This window comes from Collinsella aerofaciens (assembly GCF_015546965.1).
Classification (GTDB): Bacteria; Actinomycetota; Coriobacteriia; order Coriobacteriales; family Coriobacteriaceae; genus Collinsella; species Collinsella aerofaciens_X.
In genome coordinates, this window is record NZ_JADMUF010000001.1 from 114,375 (window position 1) to 134,119 (window position 19,745).

Below are 19,745 nucleotides of genomic sequence, written 5' to 3' on the forward strand. Positions count from 1 at the left end.
CCTTAACTTACCAACGATAGTGAGAGAACGCGCGGTTGGCCTCGGCCATCTTGAAGACGTCCTCACGCTTCTTGACGGAAGCGCCCAGGCCGTTGGAAGCGTCGAGGATCTCGTTGGCGAGACGCTCGGCCATGGTCTTCTCCTTGCGAGCGCGGGAGAAGTTGACGATCCAGCGGATACCCAGAGCGGTGGAACGACGGGAGTTGACCTCCATCGGGACCTGATAGGTAGCGCCACCGACACGCTTGGGCTTAACCTCGAGCGTGGGCTTGACGTTGTCCATAGCCTTCTTGAAGGTAGCGAGAGCGTCGCCACCCTCGGACTTCTCGGCAACGATCTCGAAAGCGGTGTAAACGATGCGCTCAGCGGTGGCCTTCTTGCCGTCAAGAAGGACCTTGTTGATGAGCTGAGTCACCAGGCGGTTGTTGTAAACGGCGTCAGGCTGAACCTCACGACGATTAGCTGCTGCACGACGCGGCATGTGAAATCTCCTTAAGTGTCTACCGTGCGGCGCTTAGGCGGCACACGGCGAAAGTATCAAAACGTTATCTGGCTTATTTGGCCTTGGGGCGCTTAGCACCGTACTTGGAACGGGCCTGCATACGGTTCTGGACCGGAGCAGCGTCGTAGGCGCCACGGATGACGTGATAACGGACACCAGGGAGGTCACGGACACGACCGCCGCGGACGAGCACGATGGAGTGCTCCTGCAGGTTGTGGCCCTCACCCGGGATGTAAGCGGTAACTTCGATGCCGTTGACGAGGCGAACACGGGCAACCTTACGAAGAGCCGAGTTCGGCTTCTTGGGGCTCGTGGTGAAGACGCGGGTGCACACGCCGCGCTTCTGGGAGTTGTGCTGCAGAGCAGCGTTCTTGGACTTCTTGGGCACGGAACGACGGCCCTGGCGAACCAGCTGGTTAATAGTAGGCAAAGCGTACTCCTTCTCGAATGATTCCAGCTTTCTGTAAAGTGCAACGGCTTGAATCGAGGGGTCAGCATCCCCCTACGAAACACGCAGTTCGATAGGATACGTGGCGTTAGCTGTGCCGTCAACAGACCACGCCGCCGGGCGTATCCTTAAATAGCCACATTTCCGCAAAGCCTACACAAAAGGAATCCCCTCCTGTGCGCTTGGGAGGATTCCCGGACCGGGCGGCCCAGGTTTTAAGTTTGCTGCTCTACAGTCCTGCGCAAGACGGAAAGCACATTAAGTGCTTTCCTTTGCGTGCGGAACTCGCGACAAACTTAAAACCTGGGCCGCCCGGTCCGGGAATCCGACGTGCTCGTTGGGGCAACGTTCCCTTCCAAATAGGGACAGGTTTATTATGGTCGGTTTTATCTGGGGAAACGTCGCACTCCAGCGTTGATCTGCTCTCATCTGTCGCATGGAAATCGGCGGCGTCTTCGGAAGTATGCGGTAAATTCTGGACCTGCCGAGCACGCCGGGGTTTTGCGATAATAAACCCGCAGGCAGAGCGCTTGAGCATATGCGGTGTGGTCGACCCATCGAGATTTTGCCGCATACTTCCGAAATTCAGGCGAATATCGCTCAAAATAACCGTCCATATAACGCAAAATAGGCCGCTTCCCCTCTTGGGAAGCGGCCTAGACCTTACGAATAGACGATGGTAAAGGGTACTTCTGTTTCGGTCTCTCCTGTTGACGTGCACCTCGTGCCCTCAAGCGTTACTGAGACCACTTGGTCGACATCAATCAACTTCGTTGGCACCCAGATGTTCTCTCCGCTATTGCGCGCATAAGAAAAATATAAGTTGAACACCCCTGCGTTGTCATCTTCGATAATCTGCTCAGATCCATCCTTGTAGCTGACGGTCAGTTTATTATCAACTGCTTCATAACCCAAATCATCGATGTGCGTCTGGATGGAAAACGGGCTAATCTCAAGAGGTGAGTCACCGGAGCGGAGTTCCTTTGTATCGACGTACGCTCCAACGCTAAACTCGGGCGTCGATGCCTCGAACGGCTTCGCATCCTCGCCTTCGCCCTCGGTCCACGAGATATTCCAGGTGACCGCATGTTGAAAACCTCGCTCGCGATCCATAGAAGCAAAGTACATCGTGCCATTAATGACAGTATCGCTTGATGTGTCCTTATCAATGGTGCAGCGTGTGTCAGCCCATTCCTCGCCGAAGTTCATGCTGGGCGTGCCGATTCCTTGTTCTTCTTCACCATAGAGAACAAGTTCGCCAGTCTCTGCTGCCGGCTTGTAGTAGTTAACACCATTTGGATTGGACAACGTAAACGTCACGGCACCGCAACCGTTTTTATCGATAGCCATATCATGAATGTCGAGTGTATAGCCGTTGCCCTCGACGGACAGATTGACCTTCTGTACTGAACCCTCCAAGCTTTGGGGCGCGATGCCATCACCAAACTCTCTGGTGTAGGTATATTTAGTCCCCGATGAGCCGCCATTAGTCCAGGTAATGGAATCCCCGTTGCCGTGGTTTCCCCAGGCAGAGGCAAAATAACTGGAATTGACGACGGCGTAGGCGACCCCTCCGGTCGCCAGCACTCCGGCAAGGCATCCGATCACGGCAACATACAGAGGCTTCGCGTGACCCTTTCGGCGAAGCGGCTCACCAGCAGCGGCATAAAGAACACGGTCAGCAAGATCGCTATCGGCTTGGACGGACTCGAAGGCCTGCTTGATTTGATTGGATTTCACGGTCGCCCTCCTCTAGGATGAATTTGAGCTTCGATCGACCGCGAGCTAAACGCGTTCGAACGGTCGCGGCTGGCACATGCAGTAACTCGGCAATCTCTGAGGTCGAAAAGCCCAGATAGTAATAGAGCACGATGGGAACACGGAATCGCTCCGGAAGTCGCATGACGTCCGACAGGACGGCCTTAGTCTCGTCCTGCGCCGCCAAGAGCGAATCGGTCAGATTCTCGATATCCTCCACGCGCCTCCATGGCTTTCGAAAGAGCGATTTACATTCATTGATCGTGACCCGGATAAGCCAGCGGCGAAGATGTTCCCAACTTTCAAAGTGTCCATCGCTTTTAAGCAACTTAAGAAAGACATCTTGGGCAATATCGTCGGCATCGGCACGATCGCGCAGGTACGTCAATGCGATTCGAAACACGACATCTCGGTGATCTTCAACCGCCTGTCTAAAAGCTTGTTCTTCCATAATCACCTCCCGGTGACGTTAATGGTTCTCGATGAGGCCCTCACCATAGATACGCTCCGGCCGGACGAATTGTTTCAAATTCAGGCAGGAAATACCTACCAAAATAAACCTGTCCCTTATTGGCAAAAGGAATCCCCTTCTGTGCGCGGGGGCAGATTCCCGGAACGGGCCGCCCGCTGTTTAAGTTTGCTGCTCTACAGTCCTGCGCAAGACGGAAAGCACATTAAGTGCTTTCCTTTGCGTGCGGAACTCGCGACAAACTTAACCCCTATGCCGCCCGTTCCGGGAATCCGACGTGCTCGTCGGGGCAACGTTCCTCACCAAAAAAGACCCGCTTCCCTGTTGGGAAACGGGTCTTTGGAAGGGCGGTTAACGTACTAGGAAATTATTCCTCGTCGTTGTCCTTGGCCTCTTCGGCGTCGTCGGTGTCCACGAGCTGGTTGAGCAACTCGTCGAGGGAAGCCATGTCCTCGTTGATCGCGCCGTTGGCAGGAGCCTTCTTGTCGTCGATCGGGGCGCCCAGGAGCTCCTCGTCGGCGTCGGCGTGATGCGTCGGAGCGGAGGTACCCAGCAGGATATCGTCCGGACCGTCGGGGCTAAAGACCATCTGCAGCAGCTGCGAGAGGTCTTCCTCGTCGGCAACGTCGTCGTTGTTCTCGAGGATGTAGAGCAGGTCGTGGGCCTCCAGGCCGTCACGGAGCTCCTCGATCGCCTTGGCACCGATGCCATCAATGCGCAGCAGATCCTCCTCGGACTTGCCGACCAGGTCGCCGACCGTCTCGATGCCGACCTCGCTGAACTTGTTGGTCCAGCGCTGCGACACGCCCAGGTCGTCGAACAGGTACAGGCGAGCCTTCTCGGCGGAGATGGTGTGACCGTTGCGGGTGAACGAACCGTCAGCACCACCGAACTCGTCGTAGCCGGCCCAGTCGAGCTGCTGCGGGAGCTGCTCGTCCAGGTCCTTGAGCTCAACCGGAGCCCACTCGGGCAGCGACTTGGCGTTGGGCGAAGCCGGACCGTCGATGTCGACATAGCCATCGGCCGTGCGATACGTCAGCTTGGCGTTGGCGTACGGCTTGAGGCCAGTACCGGCCGGGATCTTCTTACCGACGATGACGTTGGACTTAAGGTCGAGCAGATGGTCGACCTTGCCCTCGATAGCAGCCTCGGTAAGGACGCCGGCGGTACGGATGAACGAAGCGCTCGACAGCCAGGAGTCGATGTTGGACGCGACCTTGAGCGTACCCAGGATGACGGGCTCGGCCACGGGAGCCTGACCGCCCAGACGGGCAACGCGCTCGACCTCGTCGGCGAACTCATAGCGGTCGACGTACTGACCAAGCAGGTACTTGGAGTCACCGGGGTTGGTGATCTGAACGCGACGCAGCATCTGACGTGCGAGCACCTCGATGTGCTTGTCGTTCAGGTCGACGCCCTGGCTGGTGTAGACGTCCTTGACGCTCTCGACGAAGGTGTGCATCGTCGACTCGATGTCGGTCAGCTTGCGCAGGTTGCGGAAGTTGACGAAGCCCTTGGTGATCTGGTCGCCGGCGCGAACCTCGCAGCCGTCCTCGATCTCGGGCATAAAGCGCACCGAAGCGGGGACGCGACGCTCGTCGAGGACACGGGTGTGATCCTCGGAGTCAGTGAGCGTCAGCACGTACTCGGACTTCTCGGGCTTAATCGAGAGGTGACCGGAGTACGGAGCCAGCTCGGCCTCGCGACCCAGGATCTTCTCGTTGACGTTGCCGACGATATCGAACATACGGCTGACCGTAGGCAGACCCTGCGTAATATCGTCGACGCCAGCGACGCCGCCGGAGTGAATGGTACGCATCGTAAGCTGCGTACCGGGCTCGCCGATGGACTGGGCGGCAATAATGCCGACCGCGGTACCGATGGCGACCGGACGACGGGTGGAAAGATCCCAGCCGTAGCACTTCTGGCACACGCCGTACTTGGAGCGGCAGGTGAGCAGCGCGCGAAGCTTGACCTTCTTAAGGCCGGCATCGACCATCTTCTGGATGTCGGCGACCTTCTCGATGTAGCCGTCCTGTTCAAAGAGCACGGTGCCATCGGGAGCCACGACGTCCTCAATGAAGCAACGGCCGACGAGGTCGGTGTTGAGGTCGGTGGTGCCGGGGATGATGAGGTTATAGGTGACGCCCTCGTGCGTACCGCAGTCCTCCTCGCGGACGATGACGTCCTGGGCCACGTCGACCAGACGACGGGTCAGGTAACCAGAGTCCGAGGTGTGGGATGCGGTATCGACCAGGCCCTTACGGGCGCCGTAGGTCGAAATGAAGTACTCGAGCGGCAGCAGGCCCTCGCGGAAGTTCGCCTTAATGGGAAGGTCGATCGTCTCGCCGGACATGTCTGCCATCAGGCCACGCATGCCGCCGAGCTGACGCAGCTGGGTCTTAGAACCACGGGCGCCGGAGTCGGCCATCATGTACAGCGGGTTCTCCTCGTCGAACATGTCGAGCATGAGCGCTGCAACCTTATCGGTACAAGCGGTCCACTCGTTAACGACTTCGATGTGGCGCTCCGTCTCGTTGATGAAGCCCTCCTCGAAGTACTCGTTGATCTGGTCGACGTTGGCCTGGGCGCGGTCGAGCAGCTCCTGCTTCTCTTCAGGGATGAGAGCGTCCCACACCGAGATGGTGAGGCCGGCGCGGGTGGCGTAGTGGAAGCCGGAGTACTTGATGGCGTCGAGGATCGGGCCGACCTTGGCCTCGGGATAGCGATCGCAGCAATCCGCAACCAGCTTGGCCACGTCGCCCTTGACCATCTTGTAGTTCATGAACTCATAGTCTTCGGGCAGGCACTGGCGGTTGAAGATGATGCGGCCGATGGAGGTCTCGAAGCGCGCGGTCTTGTTGCCGGTGACGTCGTAGTCGACAAACTCGTTCTTGCCGTTCTTGACGCGGAAGATACGGGTGCCGTCCTCGTTGATGACGTTGGCGTTCTCGGCAGACACGCGGACCTGAATCTTGGCCTGCATGTCGACCTCAGAGCGGCAGTCATAGGCGTGCAGCGCGTCGTCGAAGCTCGAGAACACGTGGTTCTCGCCCGGCAGACCGTCGCGGACCTGGGTCAGGTAGTACACACCGATGATCATGTCCTGCGAGGGGATGTTGACCGGCTTGCCGGATGCCGGCGAGCGCAGGTTATTCGCAGAGAGCATGAGCACGCGGGCCTCGGCCTGAGCCTGGCTGGACAGCGGCACGTGGACAGACATCTGGTCGCCGTCGAAGTCGGCGTTGAAGGGCGAGCAGACCAGCGGGTGCAGGTGGATAGCCTTGCCCTCGACCAGCACCGGCTCAAAGGCCTGGATGGACAGACGGTGCAGGGTCGGTGCACGGTTGAGCAGCACGACGCGGCCGTCGATGACCTCTTCGAGGATGTCCCACACAAAGGTGGCACCGCGGTCGATAGCGCGCTTGGCGCCCTTGATGTTCTCGACCTTGCCAAGCTCGACCAGGCGCTTCATGACGAAGGGCTTGAAGAGCTCCAGCGCCATGGTCTTGGGCAGACCGCACTGGTGCAGCAGCAGCTTGGGGTCGGTAACGATAACCGAACGGCCGGAATAGTCGACACGCTTACCCAGCAGGTTCTGACGGAAGCGGCCCTGCTTGCCCTTGAGGGCCTCGGCGAGCGACTTGAGCGGGCGACCGCCACGGCCAGAGACCGGGCGACCACGACGGCCGTTGTCGAACAGGGCGTCCACGGACTCCTGGAGCATGCGCTTCTCGTTGTTCACGATGATCGCAGGGGCGTCCAGGTCGAGCAGGCGCTTGAGTCGGTTGTTACGGTTGATCACGCGACGATACAGGTCGTTGAGGTCGGACGCGGCAAAACGGCCGCCGTCAAGCTGGACCATCGGGCGCAGATCGGGCGGAATGACCGGGATGACATCCAGGATCATGTTCGCGGGGCTGTTGCCGCCCTTCAGGAAGGCGTCAACGACCTCGAGGCGCTTGACGGCCTTCTCGCGCTTCTGCTTCTGGGAATCCTCGTCGGCGATGATGGCCTTGAGCTTCTCGGCCTCGGAGGGGAGGTCGATGGCGGCGAGCAGGTCGCGGACGGCCTCGGCACCCATGCCACCCTTGAAGTACATGGAGTAGTAACGGGTCATCTCGCGGAACAGCGGCTCATCGGAGATGAGGTCGCGCTCGGTGAGCTTCATGAAGGCGTTGAAGGCGTCCGTGCGGAGCTGCTTCTCGTCCTTGCACTCTTCCTCGATGTCGACGATGCCAGAGGCGATCTCCTCGGGGGTCAGCGGCTCCTCGTCGGAGAACTCGTCAAAGTTCTCGGGGTCGCCCTGCTCCTTAAGGGACTCGATCTGGCGGGCGCACTCGGCATCGATCTCTTCCAGATCGGCGGCGAGCTCCTCGCGCAGGTCGTCGGCGTCGGCCTCGCGAGCCTCGTAGTCAACCTCGGTGATGATGTAGCTGGCAAAGTACAGAACCTTCTCGAGGTCCTTGGACTTGATGTCGAGCATACGGCTCATCGGGAAGCTCGTGGGGCTCTTGAAGTACCAGATGTGGGACACGGGAGCGGCGAGCTCGATGTGGCCCATGCGGTCGCGACGCACCTTGGCCGAGGTGACCTCGACGCCGCAGCGCTCGCAGACGATGCCCTTAAAGCGGATGCCCTTGTACTTGCCGCAGGAGCACTCCCAGTCCTTGGCGGGACCGAAGATCTTCTCGCAGAACAGGCCGTCCTTCTCGGGCTTGAGGGTACGGTAATTGATGGTCTCCGGCTTCTTGACCTCACCGTGCGACCAGGAACGGATCTGGTCGGCGGAGGCAAGGGAGATCTTTACCGAGTCAAAATCAGTAGCTTCGAAATCTGCCACAGTCAACTACTCCTTATCAGTGGTCGTGGCGGCGACAGCCTCGGGTGCCTCGGCGGTCTCGGCATCCTGGGCCTCGACGTCGGCGTCAACGCCGGCGAGCGCAGCCAAGTCGTCGAGAGCAGAGGTCTCCTCGGCGGTCACAGGGGCGGAGACGTCCTCGTCGGCATCGTGCATGGGCTCGATGTCCAGTGCGAGGGAACGGATCTCCTTGACGAGAACCTTGAAGGACTCGGGGATACCCGGGACAGGAACGTTCTCGCCCTTGACGATGGACTCGTAAGTCTTAACGCGACCCACGGTATCGTCGGACTTGACGGTCAGGATCTCCTGCAGGACGTTGGAAGCACCGTAAGCGTACAGTGCCCAAACTTCCATCTCGCCGAAGCGCTGGCCGCCGAACTGGGCCTTGCCGCCCAGAGGCTGCTGGGTAACCAGGCTGTAAGGGCCGGTCGAACGGGCGTGGATCTTGTCGTCGACCATGTGGCCGAGCTTGAGGATGTAGGACGTACCCACGGTAATGGGCTCGCGGAACTCCTCGCCGGTGCGGCCGTCGAACAGGCGGGTCTTGCCGCGCTCGTCAAGCTGGGTGACGAACTCGGGACGCATGTGATCGCCAAAGGCAGCGGTGGCCTTGTTGAGCATGTTCTTGTTAGCACGACGAATGACCTCGGCGATCTCGTCCTCCTTGGCGCCGTCGAAGACGGGCGTGGCGGTGAAGAACGGACCGGGGACGTACTTGTCGGAGTCGGCCTGCTCGGTATCCCAACCGCAGGCAGCAGCCCAGCCAAGGTGGCACTCGAGCAGCTGGCCGACGTTCATACGCGAAGGAACGCCCAGCGGGTTGAGGATAACGTCGATCGGGGTACCGTCAGCCATGTAGGGCATGTCCTCGACCGGCAGAACGTTGCAGATAACACCCTTGTTGCCGTGGCGGCCGGCGATCTTATCGCCCTGCTGGATCTTACGACGCTGGGCGACGTAGACGCGCACCTGCTCGTTGACGCCGGGAGCCAGATCGTCGCCGTTCTCGCGGCTAAAGCGGACGACGTCGATGACGCGGCCGTAAGCGCCGTGAGGCATCTTAAGGGAGGTGTCGCGGACGTCGTGGGCCTTTGCACCGAAGATGGCGCGCAGCAGGCGCTCCTCGGCGGTCAGAGCGCTCTCGCCCTTAGGCGTAACCTTGCCGACCAGGATGTCGCCAGGACCGACCTCGGCGCCGATGCGGATGATGCCGTCCTCGTCGAGGTTGGCAAGCATGTCCTCGGAGAGGTTCGGGATCTCGCGGGTGATCTCCTCGGGGCCGAGCTTGGTGTCGCGGGCATCGATCTCGTGACGGGTGATGTTGATGGTCGTCAGCAGGTCCTCGGCCACCAGGCGCTCGGACACGACGATACCGTCCTCGTAGTTAAAGCCTTCCCACGGCATGTAGGCCACGGTGAGGTTCTGGCCCAGTGCGAGCTCGCCATGATCGGTCGAAGGACCGTCAGCCAGGGGCTCGCCCTGCTCAACGGTGTCACCGACGCGCACGAGCGGACGGTGGTTGATGCAGGTGGACTGGTTGGAGCGCTGGTACTTGGCCAGGTGATACTCGTCCATGCCGCCGGCATGCTTGACGATGATCTTGGCAGCGTCGGCAAAGATGACCTCGCCGGCGTTCTTGGCCAGGGTGACCTCGCCGGAGTCCAGAGCGGCGCGACGCTCCATGCCGGTACCGACATAGGGAGCGGCAGGGTGAACCAGCGGCACGGCCTGACGCTGCATGTTAGCGCCCATCAGCGTACGCTTGGCGTCGTCGTGCTCGAGGAACGGGATCAGCGTGGCTGCGACGGAGAGCATCTGACGCGGCGAGACGTCCATGTAGTCGACGTCCTCGACGGGCACGTCGGCGGGAGCGCCGAAGGAGCCGTCGAAGTCGCGGGTACGGGCAATCACGGTGTGCGGACGAACGATCTTGCCCTCGGCATCGGTCGTGATGAACTCGTTGGTCTTGGGATCGAGCGGCGTGTTGGCCGGCGCGATGACGTGCTTCTCTTCCTCGTCAGCGGTCATCCAGTCGATCTGGTCGGTGGCAACGCCGTTCTCGACGCGACGGAACGGAGCCTCGATGAAGCCGTACTCGTTGACGCGGGCGTAGAGGGCGAGCGAGCCGATCAGGCCGATGTTGGGGCCTTCGGGGGTCTCGATCGGGCACATGCGGCTGTAGTGCGAGTTGTGAACGTCGCGGACGGCCGTCGGCACGTTGGTGCGGCGGCTGGAGCCGGACTTGTGGCCGGCAAGACCGCCAGGGCCGAGTGCGGACAGGCGGCGCTTGTGGGTCAGACCGGTCAGGGGGTTCGCCTGGTCCATGAACTGCGAGAGCTGCGAGGAACCGAAGAACTCCTTGATGGAGGCCACGATCGGGCGGATGTTGATGAGCGACTGCGGGGTGATCTCGTCGATGTCCTGGGAGCTCATGCGCTCACGGACGACGCGCTCCATACGGCTCATGCCGATACGGAACTGGTTGGCGACGAGCTCGCCGACGGTACGGATGCGGCGGTTGCCAAAGTGGTCGATGTCGTCGACCTTGAAGCCCTGCTCGCCGGCAGCGAGGGACAGCAGGTAGCGCAGCGTCGCGACGATATCCTCGTCGGTGAGCACCGTGACCTCTTCCTCGGTGGTGAGGTTGAGCTTCTTTTTGACCTTGTAACGACCGACGCGGGCCAGATCGTAGCGCTGCGGGTTAAAGAGCAGGCCCTCGAGCAGGCTGCGGGAAGCGTCCACGGTGGGAGGCTCGCCCGGGCGCAGGCGACGGTAGATCTCGATAAGGGCATCCTCACGGGTGAGGGCGGTATCGCGCTCCAGGGTGCGCTTGATCACATCGGAGTTGCCGAGCAGCTCGAGGATGTCGTCGTTGGTGACGGCAATGCCAAGGGCGCGCAGGAACATCGTGGCGCTCTGCTTGCGCTTACGGTCAATGGAGACCATGAGCTGGTCGCGCTTGTCGACCTCAAACTCGAGCCAGGCACCGCGGGACGGGATGATCTGGGCCTTGTAGATCTGCTTGCCCGAATCCATCTCGGAGCTGTAGTACACACCCGGGGAACGGACGAGCTGCGAAACGACGATACGCTCGGTACCGTTGATGATGAAGGTGCCCTGATCGGTCATCATGGGGAAGTCGCCCATAAAGACGAGCTGCTCCTTGATCTCGCCGGTCTCCTTGTTGGTGAGACGGACGTCGGTCAGAAGCGGGGCCTGATAGGTCATGTCCTTCTCGCGGCACTCCTCGACGGTGTGCGCGGGGTCGCCGAACTGATGCTCGCCGAAGGTAACCTCGAGAACATGGTTCTGGCTCTGGATGGGGCTGGATTCCTTGAACGCCTCACGAAGGCCCTCGTCCTTAAAACGCTCAAAGGATTCCCTTTGAACAGAGATAAGGTTGGGGAGCTCCATGGCCTCCGGGATTTTCCCGAAGCTGACGCGCTTGCGCTCAGTGGCAGTGTATGCGTAGGTCACCAGGTTTTTCCTCCTTCACGGAAATGCTCGGTGGGTTGGCGAGGCATAGCTTCGCCAGTTATCGCAACCTAATAGTTTATCAGGTACCGACCGTTGGGCAAGAAAAGCCTTGACGCGATTGAGTTTTTGGAGTAGCAAAGTTTTTCGACAGAAAACACGCAGGTAGATGTATGTGTGTCGAACATCTGTTCATATATTTTCTGTGAACAGAGAGCCGGAAATCGCAGCTCTTATAAAAAACGGGCGCGAACCGAGGTCCACGCCCGTAAATGTCGATGCCCGAAGGCTTACTTGCGCATCAATCCGCCGCGCTCGTCGATGGCGTCCCAGAAGGCGCTTGCAAAGCGGGGGTCGCTTGCAGCCATGAGGGCGTTAGTGGCCATCCAGCCAGAGGGAGTGCCGGTGTCGTAGCCCGACAGCGGGTCGATGACGACAGCGTACATGGCCTCACGGTCAAGCGAGCGAGCCATGGCGTCGGTGAGTTGAATCTCGCCGCCCTTGCCGGCCTGCTGATCGGCGAGCAGGTCCATGACCAGCGGGCTCAGCAGATAGCGGCCGACGATGTACAGGTTGGACGGAGCCGCCTCGGGAGCGGGCTTCTCGACCAGACCGCCGATGCGCCAAACGGCACCGGGCTCGTCGTCGGCAGCATTCTCGAAGCCCTCGAGCGAGCCAACGCGATCGCCGGCGATAACGCCGTAGCGGCTGACTTCCTCGGGCGAGCAAGCAGCGACGGCGATAACCGAAGCGCCACCGTGCTCCTTGGAAACCGCGAGCATCTTGTCGCAAATGTCACGGTTAGGCACAACGTAGTCGCCCAGAAGAACCAGGAAGTTCTCCCCTGCCACGGCGTCGGCAGCAGAGCGGATAGCATGGCCGAGGCCCTTGGGCTCGTACTGATAGCGGAAGTCGACCGGCATACCGCCAGCGTGGGCGACAGCATCGGCATAGGCATTCTTGCCGCGCTCGCGCAGCAGGTTCTCGAGCGAACGGTCGGGCTGGAAGTAGCTCAGCAGCTCGGGCTTACCGGGAGAGGTAACGATGATGGCGTCGTCGACCTCCTCGGGGTCGAGTGCCTCCTCAACGACATACTGAATGACCGGCTTGTCGAGCACCGGCAGCATCTCTTTGGGCGTGCACTTAGTGCCAGGCAGAAAACGCGTGCCAAGACCGGCGGCGGGGATGATTGCCTTCATGTTATTCAAGGATCCTTTCGCAGGCGCAGAATGCGCCCTATGCGTGCGACACGGCGGCCGCAGACCAAATTGCGATACCGAAGTATCTTACCGCCGGAGACATACGTCGCCGTAAGGCAAACGCAATTCTTCAGCAGGTCAACGCAAATTATTGCTCGAATGGTGCAATTTTACGCCCCAGCGGTAACGGGATTGGCACGGCGAAGACAACGGTGTTCTGCGTGCTGAGTAATGAGAATGAGGGGCCAATACAAAAAAGACGGGGCTCGCAATGCGAACCCCGTCTGCAAAGAAATCTGGCGAGAGAGCCTGATTACTTGAGGGTGACAGCAGCGCCAGCAGCCTCGAGCTTCTCCTTGGCAGCCTCGGCGTCCTCCTTCTTGGCACCCTCGAGAACAGCCTTGGGAGCGCCCTCGACGACCTCCTTGGCCTCCTTCAGGCCAAGGTTGGTGAGCTCACGGACGGCCTTGATGACCTGGATCTTGTTGTCGCCGAAGCCCTCGAGCACGACGTCAAACTCGGTCTTCTCCTCGGCCTCAGCAGCGCCAGCAGCAGGAGCGGCGACAACAGCGGCAGGAGCAGCGGCGGAAACGCCGAAGGTGTCCTCGATAGCCTTGACGAGCTCGGAAGCCTCGAGAAGGGTCATTTCCTTAAGAGCATCGATGATCTCATCGGTGGTAAGCTTAGCCATTTCTAAGTCCTTTCGGTTTCCGTGCGGATGCACGGAGATCAGTTAAAACACGGCGCGAATGCGCCAAGGGTGCGGCGTTGCCGCCGCGAGTGAAAACAGCGACTAGGCTGCCTTCTGCTCGGAGACCTGCTGGATCGAACGAGCGAGACCAGAGGAAACGCCGTTGACGCAGACAGCGATGTCGCGAGCGAAACCGGAGATGAGACCGGCGATCTGGCCGAGAAGCTGGTCCTTGGTGGGCAGCTCGGCGATAGCCTTAACATCATCAGCGGAAACGGCCTTGCCGTCGGAGATACCGCCCTTGATCTCAAGGACGCCCTTGGACTTAGCGGAGAAGTCCTTAAGGGCCTTAGCGGCCTCGACCGGCTCGGACTCGTAGAACACATAAGCGACGGGGCCGGCGAGGATCTCGTCGAGCTCGGGCTGCTCCTGGTTCTTGAGTGCGATCTTGACCAGGTTGTTCTTGTAGACCTTCATCTCGGCGCCGCACTCGCGAAGCTGATGACGCAGCTCCTGAGCCTGCTTAACCGTCAGACCGTTGTAGTTGACGACGAACAGACCGGCGTTCTCGGCGATACGGGACTCGATCTCTGCAACCTTGTCGATTTTGTACTGCTGGGGCATGAATTACACCTCCTCGAATTCTTTCCGGGCACGGTCCGCCACAAGGACGTGACGGGGGCATGTCCAAAAAGAAAGCCCCCGCGCTGCATGAGCGACGGGGGCGAGAAGACATATCTACTCGACCACCTCGGCTGGCGGGATATCCCATTAAGCTCGCGGGTAAGACCCGTTTGCGCCGGCTGTCTCTGGCAGCGGATTCGTGCGTGAACCGAAAGTATTATGGCGGGGACCCCGGCGTCGGTCAACGAGAAACCGGGCTGCACACAATTCCACCATCCGGCCGCACCGCCGAAGGCCGGGCGCAAGGTTTTCGCTCGGTCAGGTCCTGGGCTCGCACGAAGAGCACATTAAGTGCTCTTCGGCTCGTGCGGAATCTACGAAAACCTTGCGCCCGGCCTTCGGCGGCGCGGCCTGCGGTGACTTTGGGGCAGCCCGGTTTCCCGTTGGCCGGCGCCCCCACTCATAAGCCTTAAGTCGGTGGGCTGATGTGTTGCGTCCCTGATGGCTACAGGGTTGAAATGAAGGTGGACAGGCGGTGGAGGCCTTCGTCTAGGTCTTTGTCGGAGACGCAGTAGCTGAGGCGGATGTGGCCTTCGGTGCCGAAGCAGTTTCCGGGGACTAGGGCTACGTTGGCCTCTTTGATGGCTTTGATGCAGAAGTCTTCGCTGACAAGGCCGAACTTTTTGATGCTCGGGAAAGTGTAGAAGGCTCCTGCTGGCTCTACTACGTCGAGGCCCATGTCGTCTAAGGCGGCGAGTGCGCGTTCGCGGCGGGCTCGGTAGACTTTGAGCATGGGGGTTGGGTCGACGGTCAGGGCTCGGGCTGCGGCGTCCATCTCGAAGGAGACGGCGCTCGATACTAGGTATTGGTGAGCCTTGGCGACCTCGGCGATGACGGGCCCTGCCGCTGCAAGCCAGCCCAAGCGCCAGCCGGTCATGGCCCAGGGCTTGGAGAAGCTTTCGATAACTACCGTCTGATCGCGAAGCGCCGGGTGGCGCTGGGCAAAGCGCTCGTAGCCATCCACATAAACCAGGCGGTTGTATACGTCGTCGCAGACCACGTAGATGCCCGCCTGTTCTGCCACGTGTGCCACGGCGTCGAGCGATGCCGCGTTGAGGATGCAGCCTGTAGGATTGTTGGGCGTGCAGATGACAATGGCCTTGGTCGCCGGCGTCACGCAAGCACGAAGTGCGTCCTCGTCAATCTGGAATTGCGCAGGCTCCGTATCCAAAAAGACCGCCTTGGCATGGTTGGCCACGACGATGCTTTCGTACAGGCCAAAGGCAGGCGTGGGGATAATGACCTCGTCGCCGGGGTTGAGCATAGCCATGAATGTTGCCGACAGTGCCTCGGTCGCACCGTCGGTCAGGATGACCTCGTCGGCCGAAAACATAAGGCCCGCGTCCCCCATATAAGCAGACAACGCCTCACGCAGGGCGGGGCGACCGTTGTTGGGCGGATAGTGCGTGTCACCGCGGCCCAACGAAGCAGTCACCTCGGCGCTAATCACATCGGGCGTGGGAAAATCGGGCTCGCCAAGCGCAAGCGCGATGCACCCCGGGTGCTGGGCGGCGAGCGCGTTGATCCGGCGGATACCGGAGGGCTTGAGCGTGGCAAGCGAGGTATTCATGGGCAGTCGCATGGCGTTCCTTTCGTAAGGGTTGCACTAGGATAGCGCGGCGGGGCGCCGCCAGACGGTGTAACCTAAACGGAAACGAGCCGGAAAGGAGATGACATGGAGACGACCGCGCGTGGCGACGTACCAAAAACACTGCAAACCATTGCGTATATCAGCATTCCCAATAGCGCCGATCTTGATTTTTTGCTCTGGGACCTGCAGGATGCCATCGCGGCCTATGCCCGGTTTTCCGGCACCGCACTCCCCCACTCGGTCGACTTGAAGGCAAATGACGCCGGCAGCGTTGCCGATGGCATCGTGCTGGCCATTGAAGATATGGCTGACGATGAGACGTTGACTGCTATCGAGCAGGCGCTTGAGCGCTTTGGCAGTACGGGAACACGTGTCTATGCCGTGATTCGAGCCGCACAACAGGGCGCTGAGCAGGCGCGTGAAGCCGCCGTTCGCCTGCACAAGGCATGTGAGCGCCATGACCAATTGTGGTGTGGCGGCGTTGCCATCTGCGCCGGCAGCGGCATTGCGGCGCTTCGTCGCTCCCCGCGCATGGGACTCTTGCGGCGACCGTTTTCGGAAGCGATGGATAAGCTTGTGGGCGCTGTGCGCATGGGCTGCTCCGTCGAGCATGCACAGCGACTTGGCGGCGGCAATGCCGCCAACGTCGACGCCGACGGCATGGTTTGCGCCGAGCCAGCCGTGCCCGCGCCGATCTGGCGAGGTGTTCTGAAACGTCTGGGCGCCCACGCTCAAACAAAAATCTAAATTAAATAACAGCCCAGTCGACGGCTTCGTGCCAACGCTCAACAAGACGCTCCAGGCGCCAGGCGGCATTGGCGGGACTTGTCGAGGGCAGGACGATGGCAGGCAGCCCCGTCCGATCTTGCAAGTAGCGTTTGTAGAGTCGCCCTGCCGTACCGCCGTTACAGACAACGACCTCGATCGACGCGACATCGGTAATGCGCTCGATATGTGCCGGCACAACGTTGCGAATGCTCGCGTCGCTCGAGCCCTTAATGTCGCAGCTCTCGATTGCATCCCACAGGGCCACGCCGCCGTTCAGCAGCATGACCCGCTTGGCGGCAATGGAAGCATCGAGCGTCGCGGGCTCACCACTTGCCAAAGGGTCGCCCTCGTTGGGTGGCACAGGCACACCGAGGCACGCGGCCATCACGCGCCAAAAGCGATTCTGAGGGTTGCCGTAATAAAAGGCATTGGCGCGCGAAAGCACCGAGGGAAACGACCCGAGCACCAAAACGCGCGAGTGCTGGTCGAACACAGGCTCAAACCCATGCTCAATATGTTGATAATCCTCGTCAGACACGGCCATGGGCTAGGCCCTCAACAGATAGCGCACCTCGTAGGGCGCAAGCTCAAGGGAGCCAGCCAGCTCGACCGTGGGCACGCCGTCGGCAAGCAGGTCGACAAAGGACCCGTTGAGTTCGCCGGCGCCAAAGGTGTAAGGCTCACCCACGGCATTCACCGCCACGAGTACCGTCGCGCCGTCACAGGCGCGCTCGAACAGCAGCTGCTTGTTCTGGATCACCACGTTGCGATAGGCACCGTAGCTGAGAGCACGGGCAGCCGCGTCGTCGGCCGAGCGAAGGTGTGCGAGTTGCGTGATGAACGCCGTCAGCTCGTTGGGCGCAGGCTCATTGAGCGCAGGTCGCAGTGCCCAGTCGCCATCGGGGCCACCCTTTTCGCCGGCAATTCCCCACTCGCTGCCATAGTAGACGCACGGGATGCCCGGCATGCCAAAGAGCATGCCATAGGCGGGACGCAGGCACGACTTGTCGGTGAGGATGCTCGCCAGGCGCGGCACGTCGTGGTTGTCGACAAACGACAGCAGATGTTTGCCGCGGTAGATGCACCACGGATCGCCGCCAAACTGGCGGTGCAGCGAATGGGCGATCTCGAACATGTTGACCGAGTTAAAGCTGGAGTACAGACCCTTGTAGCACTCGTAGTTGGTGCAGGAGTCGAGCATCTCGTCGTTGACGATTTGGTTGTAGTCGCCGTGGAGCGTCTCGCCGATCAGCACAAAGTCGGGCCTGAGCTCACGGGTAAAGGCGTGCAGGTGACGCATAAAGTCGCGGTCGAGCATATAGGCAACGTCCAGGCGCAGGCCGTCGACGCCAAAGACCTCGGCCCAGCGGCGCACAGACTCAAGCAGGTAATCGACCACGGCGGGATTTTGCAGGTTGAGCTTCACAAGCTCAAAATGACCTTCCCAGCCCTCGTACCAAAAGCCGTCGCCATAGCAGGAGTCGCCGTCAAAGCTGATGTGGAACCAGTCCTTGTAGGGCGAGTCCCACTTGCGCTCCTGCACATCGCGGAAAGCCCAAAAGCCGCGACCGACGTGGTTGAAGACGGCATCGAGCACCACGCGAATGCCATGGGCATGCAGCGTCTCGCACACGGCGGCAAAATCGGCATCCCCGCCCAGGCGACGGTCGAGATGGCGCAGGCTGCGCGTATCGTAGCCGTGGCTATCAGACTCGAGCGGCGGGTTGATGAGCACAGCGCCAATACCGAGTTCCTGCAGGTAATCGGCCCATTGGGCGATTTTCATGATGGGGGCATCGGGGTTGGGTGCAGTGCCGGCAGCTTGGGAGAGTTCGTCCTCGGCAACGGGCGCGGCGTTTTCGCGCGGAGCTCCGCAAAAGCCCAGCGGATAGATCTGATAGAACGTCGTCTCGTATGCCCACATAGCAACCTCCCGGTAAGCTCAACACAACGATATCCATTGTATGCCCAGCTTGTATCCTCTTCCCCAAAATAAGTTGCGGTGGAATAGTTCCTGTTTGAGCCTTCAGAGGCCTTAACCAGGAACTATTCCACCGCAACTGATGAGGGAACATGATTAGGCGACAGGCTTTGCACGGCGTATGGCCGGGAACAGTACGGTGATGGCGAGGATGACGCCCACGACGGTAATCGCCCCGCCCGCGAAGCCAATCCAAGCGATACCGGGACCCGAAACCACGGCGCCACCGATTGCGGTGCCCGTGCCGATACCCAGATTGAACAGGCCCGAGAAGATCGACATGGCGACGGCCGACGAATCCGCCGGTGTGTACTTGATGAGCTCGGCCTGAAACGCCACGTTAAAGGCCGTGGCGCAGCAGCCCCATAGCGCGCAAACAGCGAGAACGGCGACGAGCGACGGTGCAACCGGACCCATGAGCAGCAGAGCCACCGGCACGCCGGAGAGCGTGATAGCCAAGAACGGGAAGCGATGCCCATCGAACAGGCGGCCAAACAGCCAGCTTCCGAGCAGACCGGAGCAGCCAAACGCCGTCAGCGTCATGGTAATAGCGCTTGCGTCGACGTGCGCGACCTGTGCCAAGAAGGGCTCGATATAGCTGTAACCCGCATAATAGCCGGTCGCCATAAAGACCGTGACCGCATAAAGCGCGATGAGGAACGGATTCTTGAGCAGCTCGGGCAGCTGTTTGAGCGTAAAGCGCTCGCCCACCGGCATGGCCGGGAACACCGCGGCCTGGTAGACGACCGCGACAGCCGAGAGGACCCCGACCACGGCGAATGTCATGCGCCAGCCCACGGCCAGCCCGATGGCGCGGCCGATAGGCAGGCCAAAGATCTGCGCGATGGACGAGCCCGTGGCGATCATGCTAATGGCGAGCGCCCCGTGGCGACTGTCGACCAGGCGCGAGGCCATGATCGAGGCGACCGACCAGAACACGGCATGCGCGCAGGCGACCACCAGACGCGCGCAAACCAAAATAGGATAGGTGGGCGCCACGGCGGACAGGAACTGGCCCAGCGAGAACACGGCAAGCACGCCGAGCAGCATGCGCTTGAACTCGAAGCGCGAGGCGAACACCATAAGCGGCAACGACAGCAGCATGACGCCCCAGGCGTAGACCGAGATCATGATGCCGGCCTGGGCCTCGGTGAGCGAGAACGACGCGGCAATATCAGTCAGAAGGCCGATGGGCATGAACTCAGACGTGTTGAATACGAACGCGCAACAGGCGAGCCCGATAAGCGGGAGCCACTGCTTGAGTGAGATGCCATCTTGTCTTGCCTGAGCCATATAGGAAAACCTCTCCGATTGTC

Annotated in this window: 14 protein-coding genes; 1 reads left to right on the forward strand and 13 read right to left on the reverse strand. The window is 60.6% G+C overall.

The window, feature by feature from the left end; translation table 11 throughout:
* Nucleotides 1-7 precede the first annotated feature (7 nt).
* From rpsG to I1M21_RS00565, 10 genes are all read right to left on the reverse strand, one after another.
* Nucleotides 8-481, reverse strand: a complete 474-nt coding sequence (gene rpsG, locus I1M21_RS00520) for a 30S ribosomal protein S7 (protein WP_006235013.1) — start codon at nt 479-481, stop codon at nt 8-10.
* 73 nt (nt 482-554) lie between these two features.
* Nucleotides 555-932, reverse strand: a complete 378-nt coding sequence (gene rpsL, locus I1M21_RS00525) for a 30S ribosomal protein S12 (RefSeq protein WP_006235012.1) — start codon at nt 930-932, stop codon at nt 555-557.
* 681 nt (nt 933-1,613) lie between these two features.
* Nucleotides 1,614-2,690 (reverse strand): DUF4179 domain-containing protein, encoded by a 1,077-nt coding sequence (locus tag I1M21_RS00530; protein WP_195191999.1) that lies wholly within the window; start codon nt 2,688-2,690, stop codon nt 1,614-1,616.
* Entirely contained in the window at nt 2,641-3,159 is a 519-nt protein-coding gene (locus tag I1M21_RS00535; RefSeq protein ID WP_195192000.1) for an RNA polymerase sigma factor, read from the reverse strand. Before I1M21_RS00535 ends, I1M21_RS00530 begins: the two co-directional genes overlap by 50 nt.
* Nucleotides 3,160-3,544: 385 nt before the next feature.
* Entirely contained in the window at nt 3,545-8,020 is a 4,476-nt protein-coding gene (locus I1M21_RS00540) for a DNA-directed RNA polymerase subunit beta' (RefSeq protein ID WP_195192001.1), read from the reverse strand.
* A 6-nt stretch (nt 8,021-8,026) separates the two neighbouring features.
* Complete coding sequence (rpoB, locus tag I1M21_RS00545) at nt 8,027-11,518, reverse strand: DNA-directed RNA polymerase subunit beta (protein ID WP_271762663.1); 3,492 nt, start codon at nt 11,516-11,518, stop codon at nt 8,027-8,029.
* A gap of 287 nt (nt 11,519-11,805) precedes the next feature.
* Nucleotides 11,806-12,714, reverse strand: coding sequence for a UTP--glucose-1-phosphate uridylyltransferase (locus tag I1M21_RS00550; protein WP_195192002.1), 909 nt, complete (start codon nt 12,712-12,714; stop codon nt 11,806-11,808).
* A gap of 313 nt (nt 12,715-13,027) precedes the next feature.
* On the reverse strand, nt 13,028-13,405 hold the full coding sequence (gene rplL, locus I1M21_RS00555; protein ID WP_006235005.1) for a 50S ribosomal protein L7/L12: 378 nt from the start codon (nt 13,403-13,405) through the stop codon (nt 13,028-13,030).
* A 102-nt stretch (nt 13,406-13,507) separates the two neighbouring features.
* The gene (rplJ, locus tag I1M21_RS00560) at nt 13,508-14,029 is read right to left on the reverse strand and encodes a 50S ribosomal protein L10 (RefSeq protein ID WP_006235004.1); all 522 of its coding nucleotides are present in this window, start codon (nt 14,027-14,029) and stop codon (nt 13,508-13,510) included.
* A gap of 505 nt (nt 14,030-14,534) precedes the next feature.
* Entirely contained in the window at nt 14,535-15,671 is a 1,137-nt protein-coding gene (locus I1M21_RS00565) for a pyridoxal phosphate-dependent aminotransferase (RefSeq protein WP_195192003.1), read from the reverse strand.
* Between the two features lie 93 nt (nt 15,672-15,764).
* On the opposite strand from I1M21_RS00565, the gene I1M21_RS00570 reads away from it, so the two are divergent.
* Complete coding sequence (locus I1M21_RS00570; protein WP_195192004.1) at nt 15,765-16,427, forward strand: hypothetical protein; 663 nt, start codon at nt 15,765-15,767, stop codon at nt 16,425-16,427.
* A 1-nt stretch (nt 16,428) separates the two neighbouring features.
* Here the strand turns inward: I1M21_RS00570 and I1M21_RS00575 are convergent, their stop codons facing one another.
* From I1M21_RS00575 to I1M21_RS00585, 3 genes are all read right to left on the reverse strand, one after another.
* Nucleotides 16,429-16,992 carry a uracil-DNA glycosylase family protein gene (locus tag I1M21_RS00575; protein WP_195192005.1) on the reverse strand — a complete coding sequence of 188 codons (564 nt, stop codon included), beginning with the start codon at nt 16,990-16,992 and terminating at the stop codon, nt 16,429-16,431.
* Nucleotides 16,993-16,995: 3 nt separating this feature from the next.
* Nucleotides 16,996-18,372: an alpha-amylase family glycosyl hydrolase gene (locus I1M21_RS00580; RefSeq protein WP_195192006.1), complete on the reverse strand. Its 1,377-nt coding sequence runs from the start codon at nt 18,370-18,372 to the stop codon at nt 16,996-16,998.
* Nucleotides 18,373-18,525: 153 nt separating this feature from the next.
* Nucleotides 18,526-19,722, reverse strand: a complete 1,197-nt coding sequence (locus I1M21_RS00585) for an MFS transporter (RefSeq protein ID WP_195192007.1) — start codon at nt 19,720-19,722, stop codon at nt 18,526-18,528.
* Nucleotides 19,723-19,745: the final 23 nt, after the last annotated feature.

Excerpts from the sequence above, each read along its gene's own strand:
- rplJ (WP_006235004.1), bottom strand. The coding sequence starts at position 14,029 with ATGCCCCAGCAGTACAAAATCGACAAGGTTGCAGAGATCGAGTCCCGT.
- I1M21_RS00535 (WP_195192000.1), bottom strand. The coding sequence starts at position 3,159 with ATGGAAGAACAAGCTTTTAGACAGGCGGTTGAAGATCACCGAGATGTC.
- I1M21_RS00575 (WP_195192005.1), bottom strand. The coding sequence starts at position 16,992 with ATGGCCGTGTCTGACGAGGATTATCAACATATTGAGCATGGGTTTGAG.
- I1M21_RS00565 (WP_195192003.1), bottom strand. The coding sequence starts at position 15,671 with ATGCGACTGCCCATGAATACCTCGCTTGCCACGCTCAAGCCCTCCGGT.
- I1M21_RS00550 (WP_195192002.1), bottom strand. The coding sequence starts at position 12,714 with ATGAAGGCAATCATCCCCGCCGCCGGTCTTGGCACGCGTTTTCTGCCT.
- rpsG (WP_006235013.1), bottom strand. The coding sequence starts at position 481 with ATGCCGCGTCGTGCAGCAGCTAATCGTCGTGAGGTTCAGCCTGACGCC.
- I1M21_RS00580 (WP_195192006.1), bottom strand. The coding sequence starts at position 18,372 with ATGTGGGCATACGAGACGACGTTCTATCAGATCTATCCGCTGGGCTTT.
- rplL (WP_006235005.1), bottom strand. The coding sequence starts at position 13,405 with ATGGCTAAGCTTACCACCGATGAGATCATCGATGCTCTTAAGGAAATG.
- I1M21_RS00570 (WP_195192004.1), top strand. The coding sequence starts at position 15,765 with ATGGAGACGACCGCGCGTGGCGACGTACCAAAAACACTGCAAACCATT.
- I1M21_RS00585 (WP_195192007.1), bottom strand. The coding sequence starts at position 19,722 with ATGGCTCAGGCAAGACAAGATGGCATCTCACTCAAGCAGTGGCTCCCG.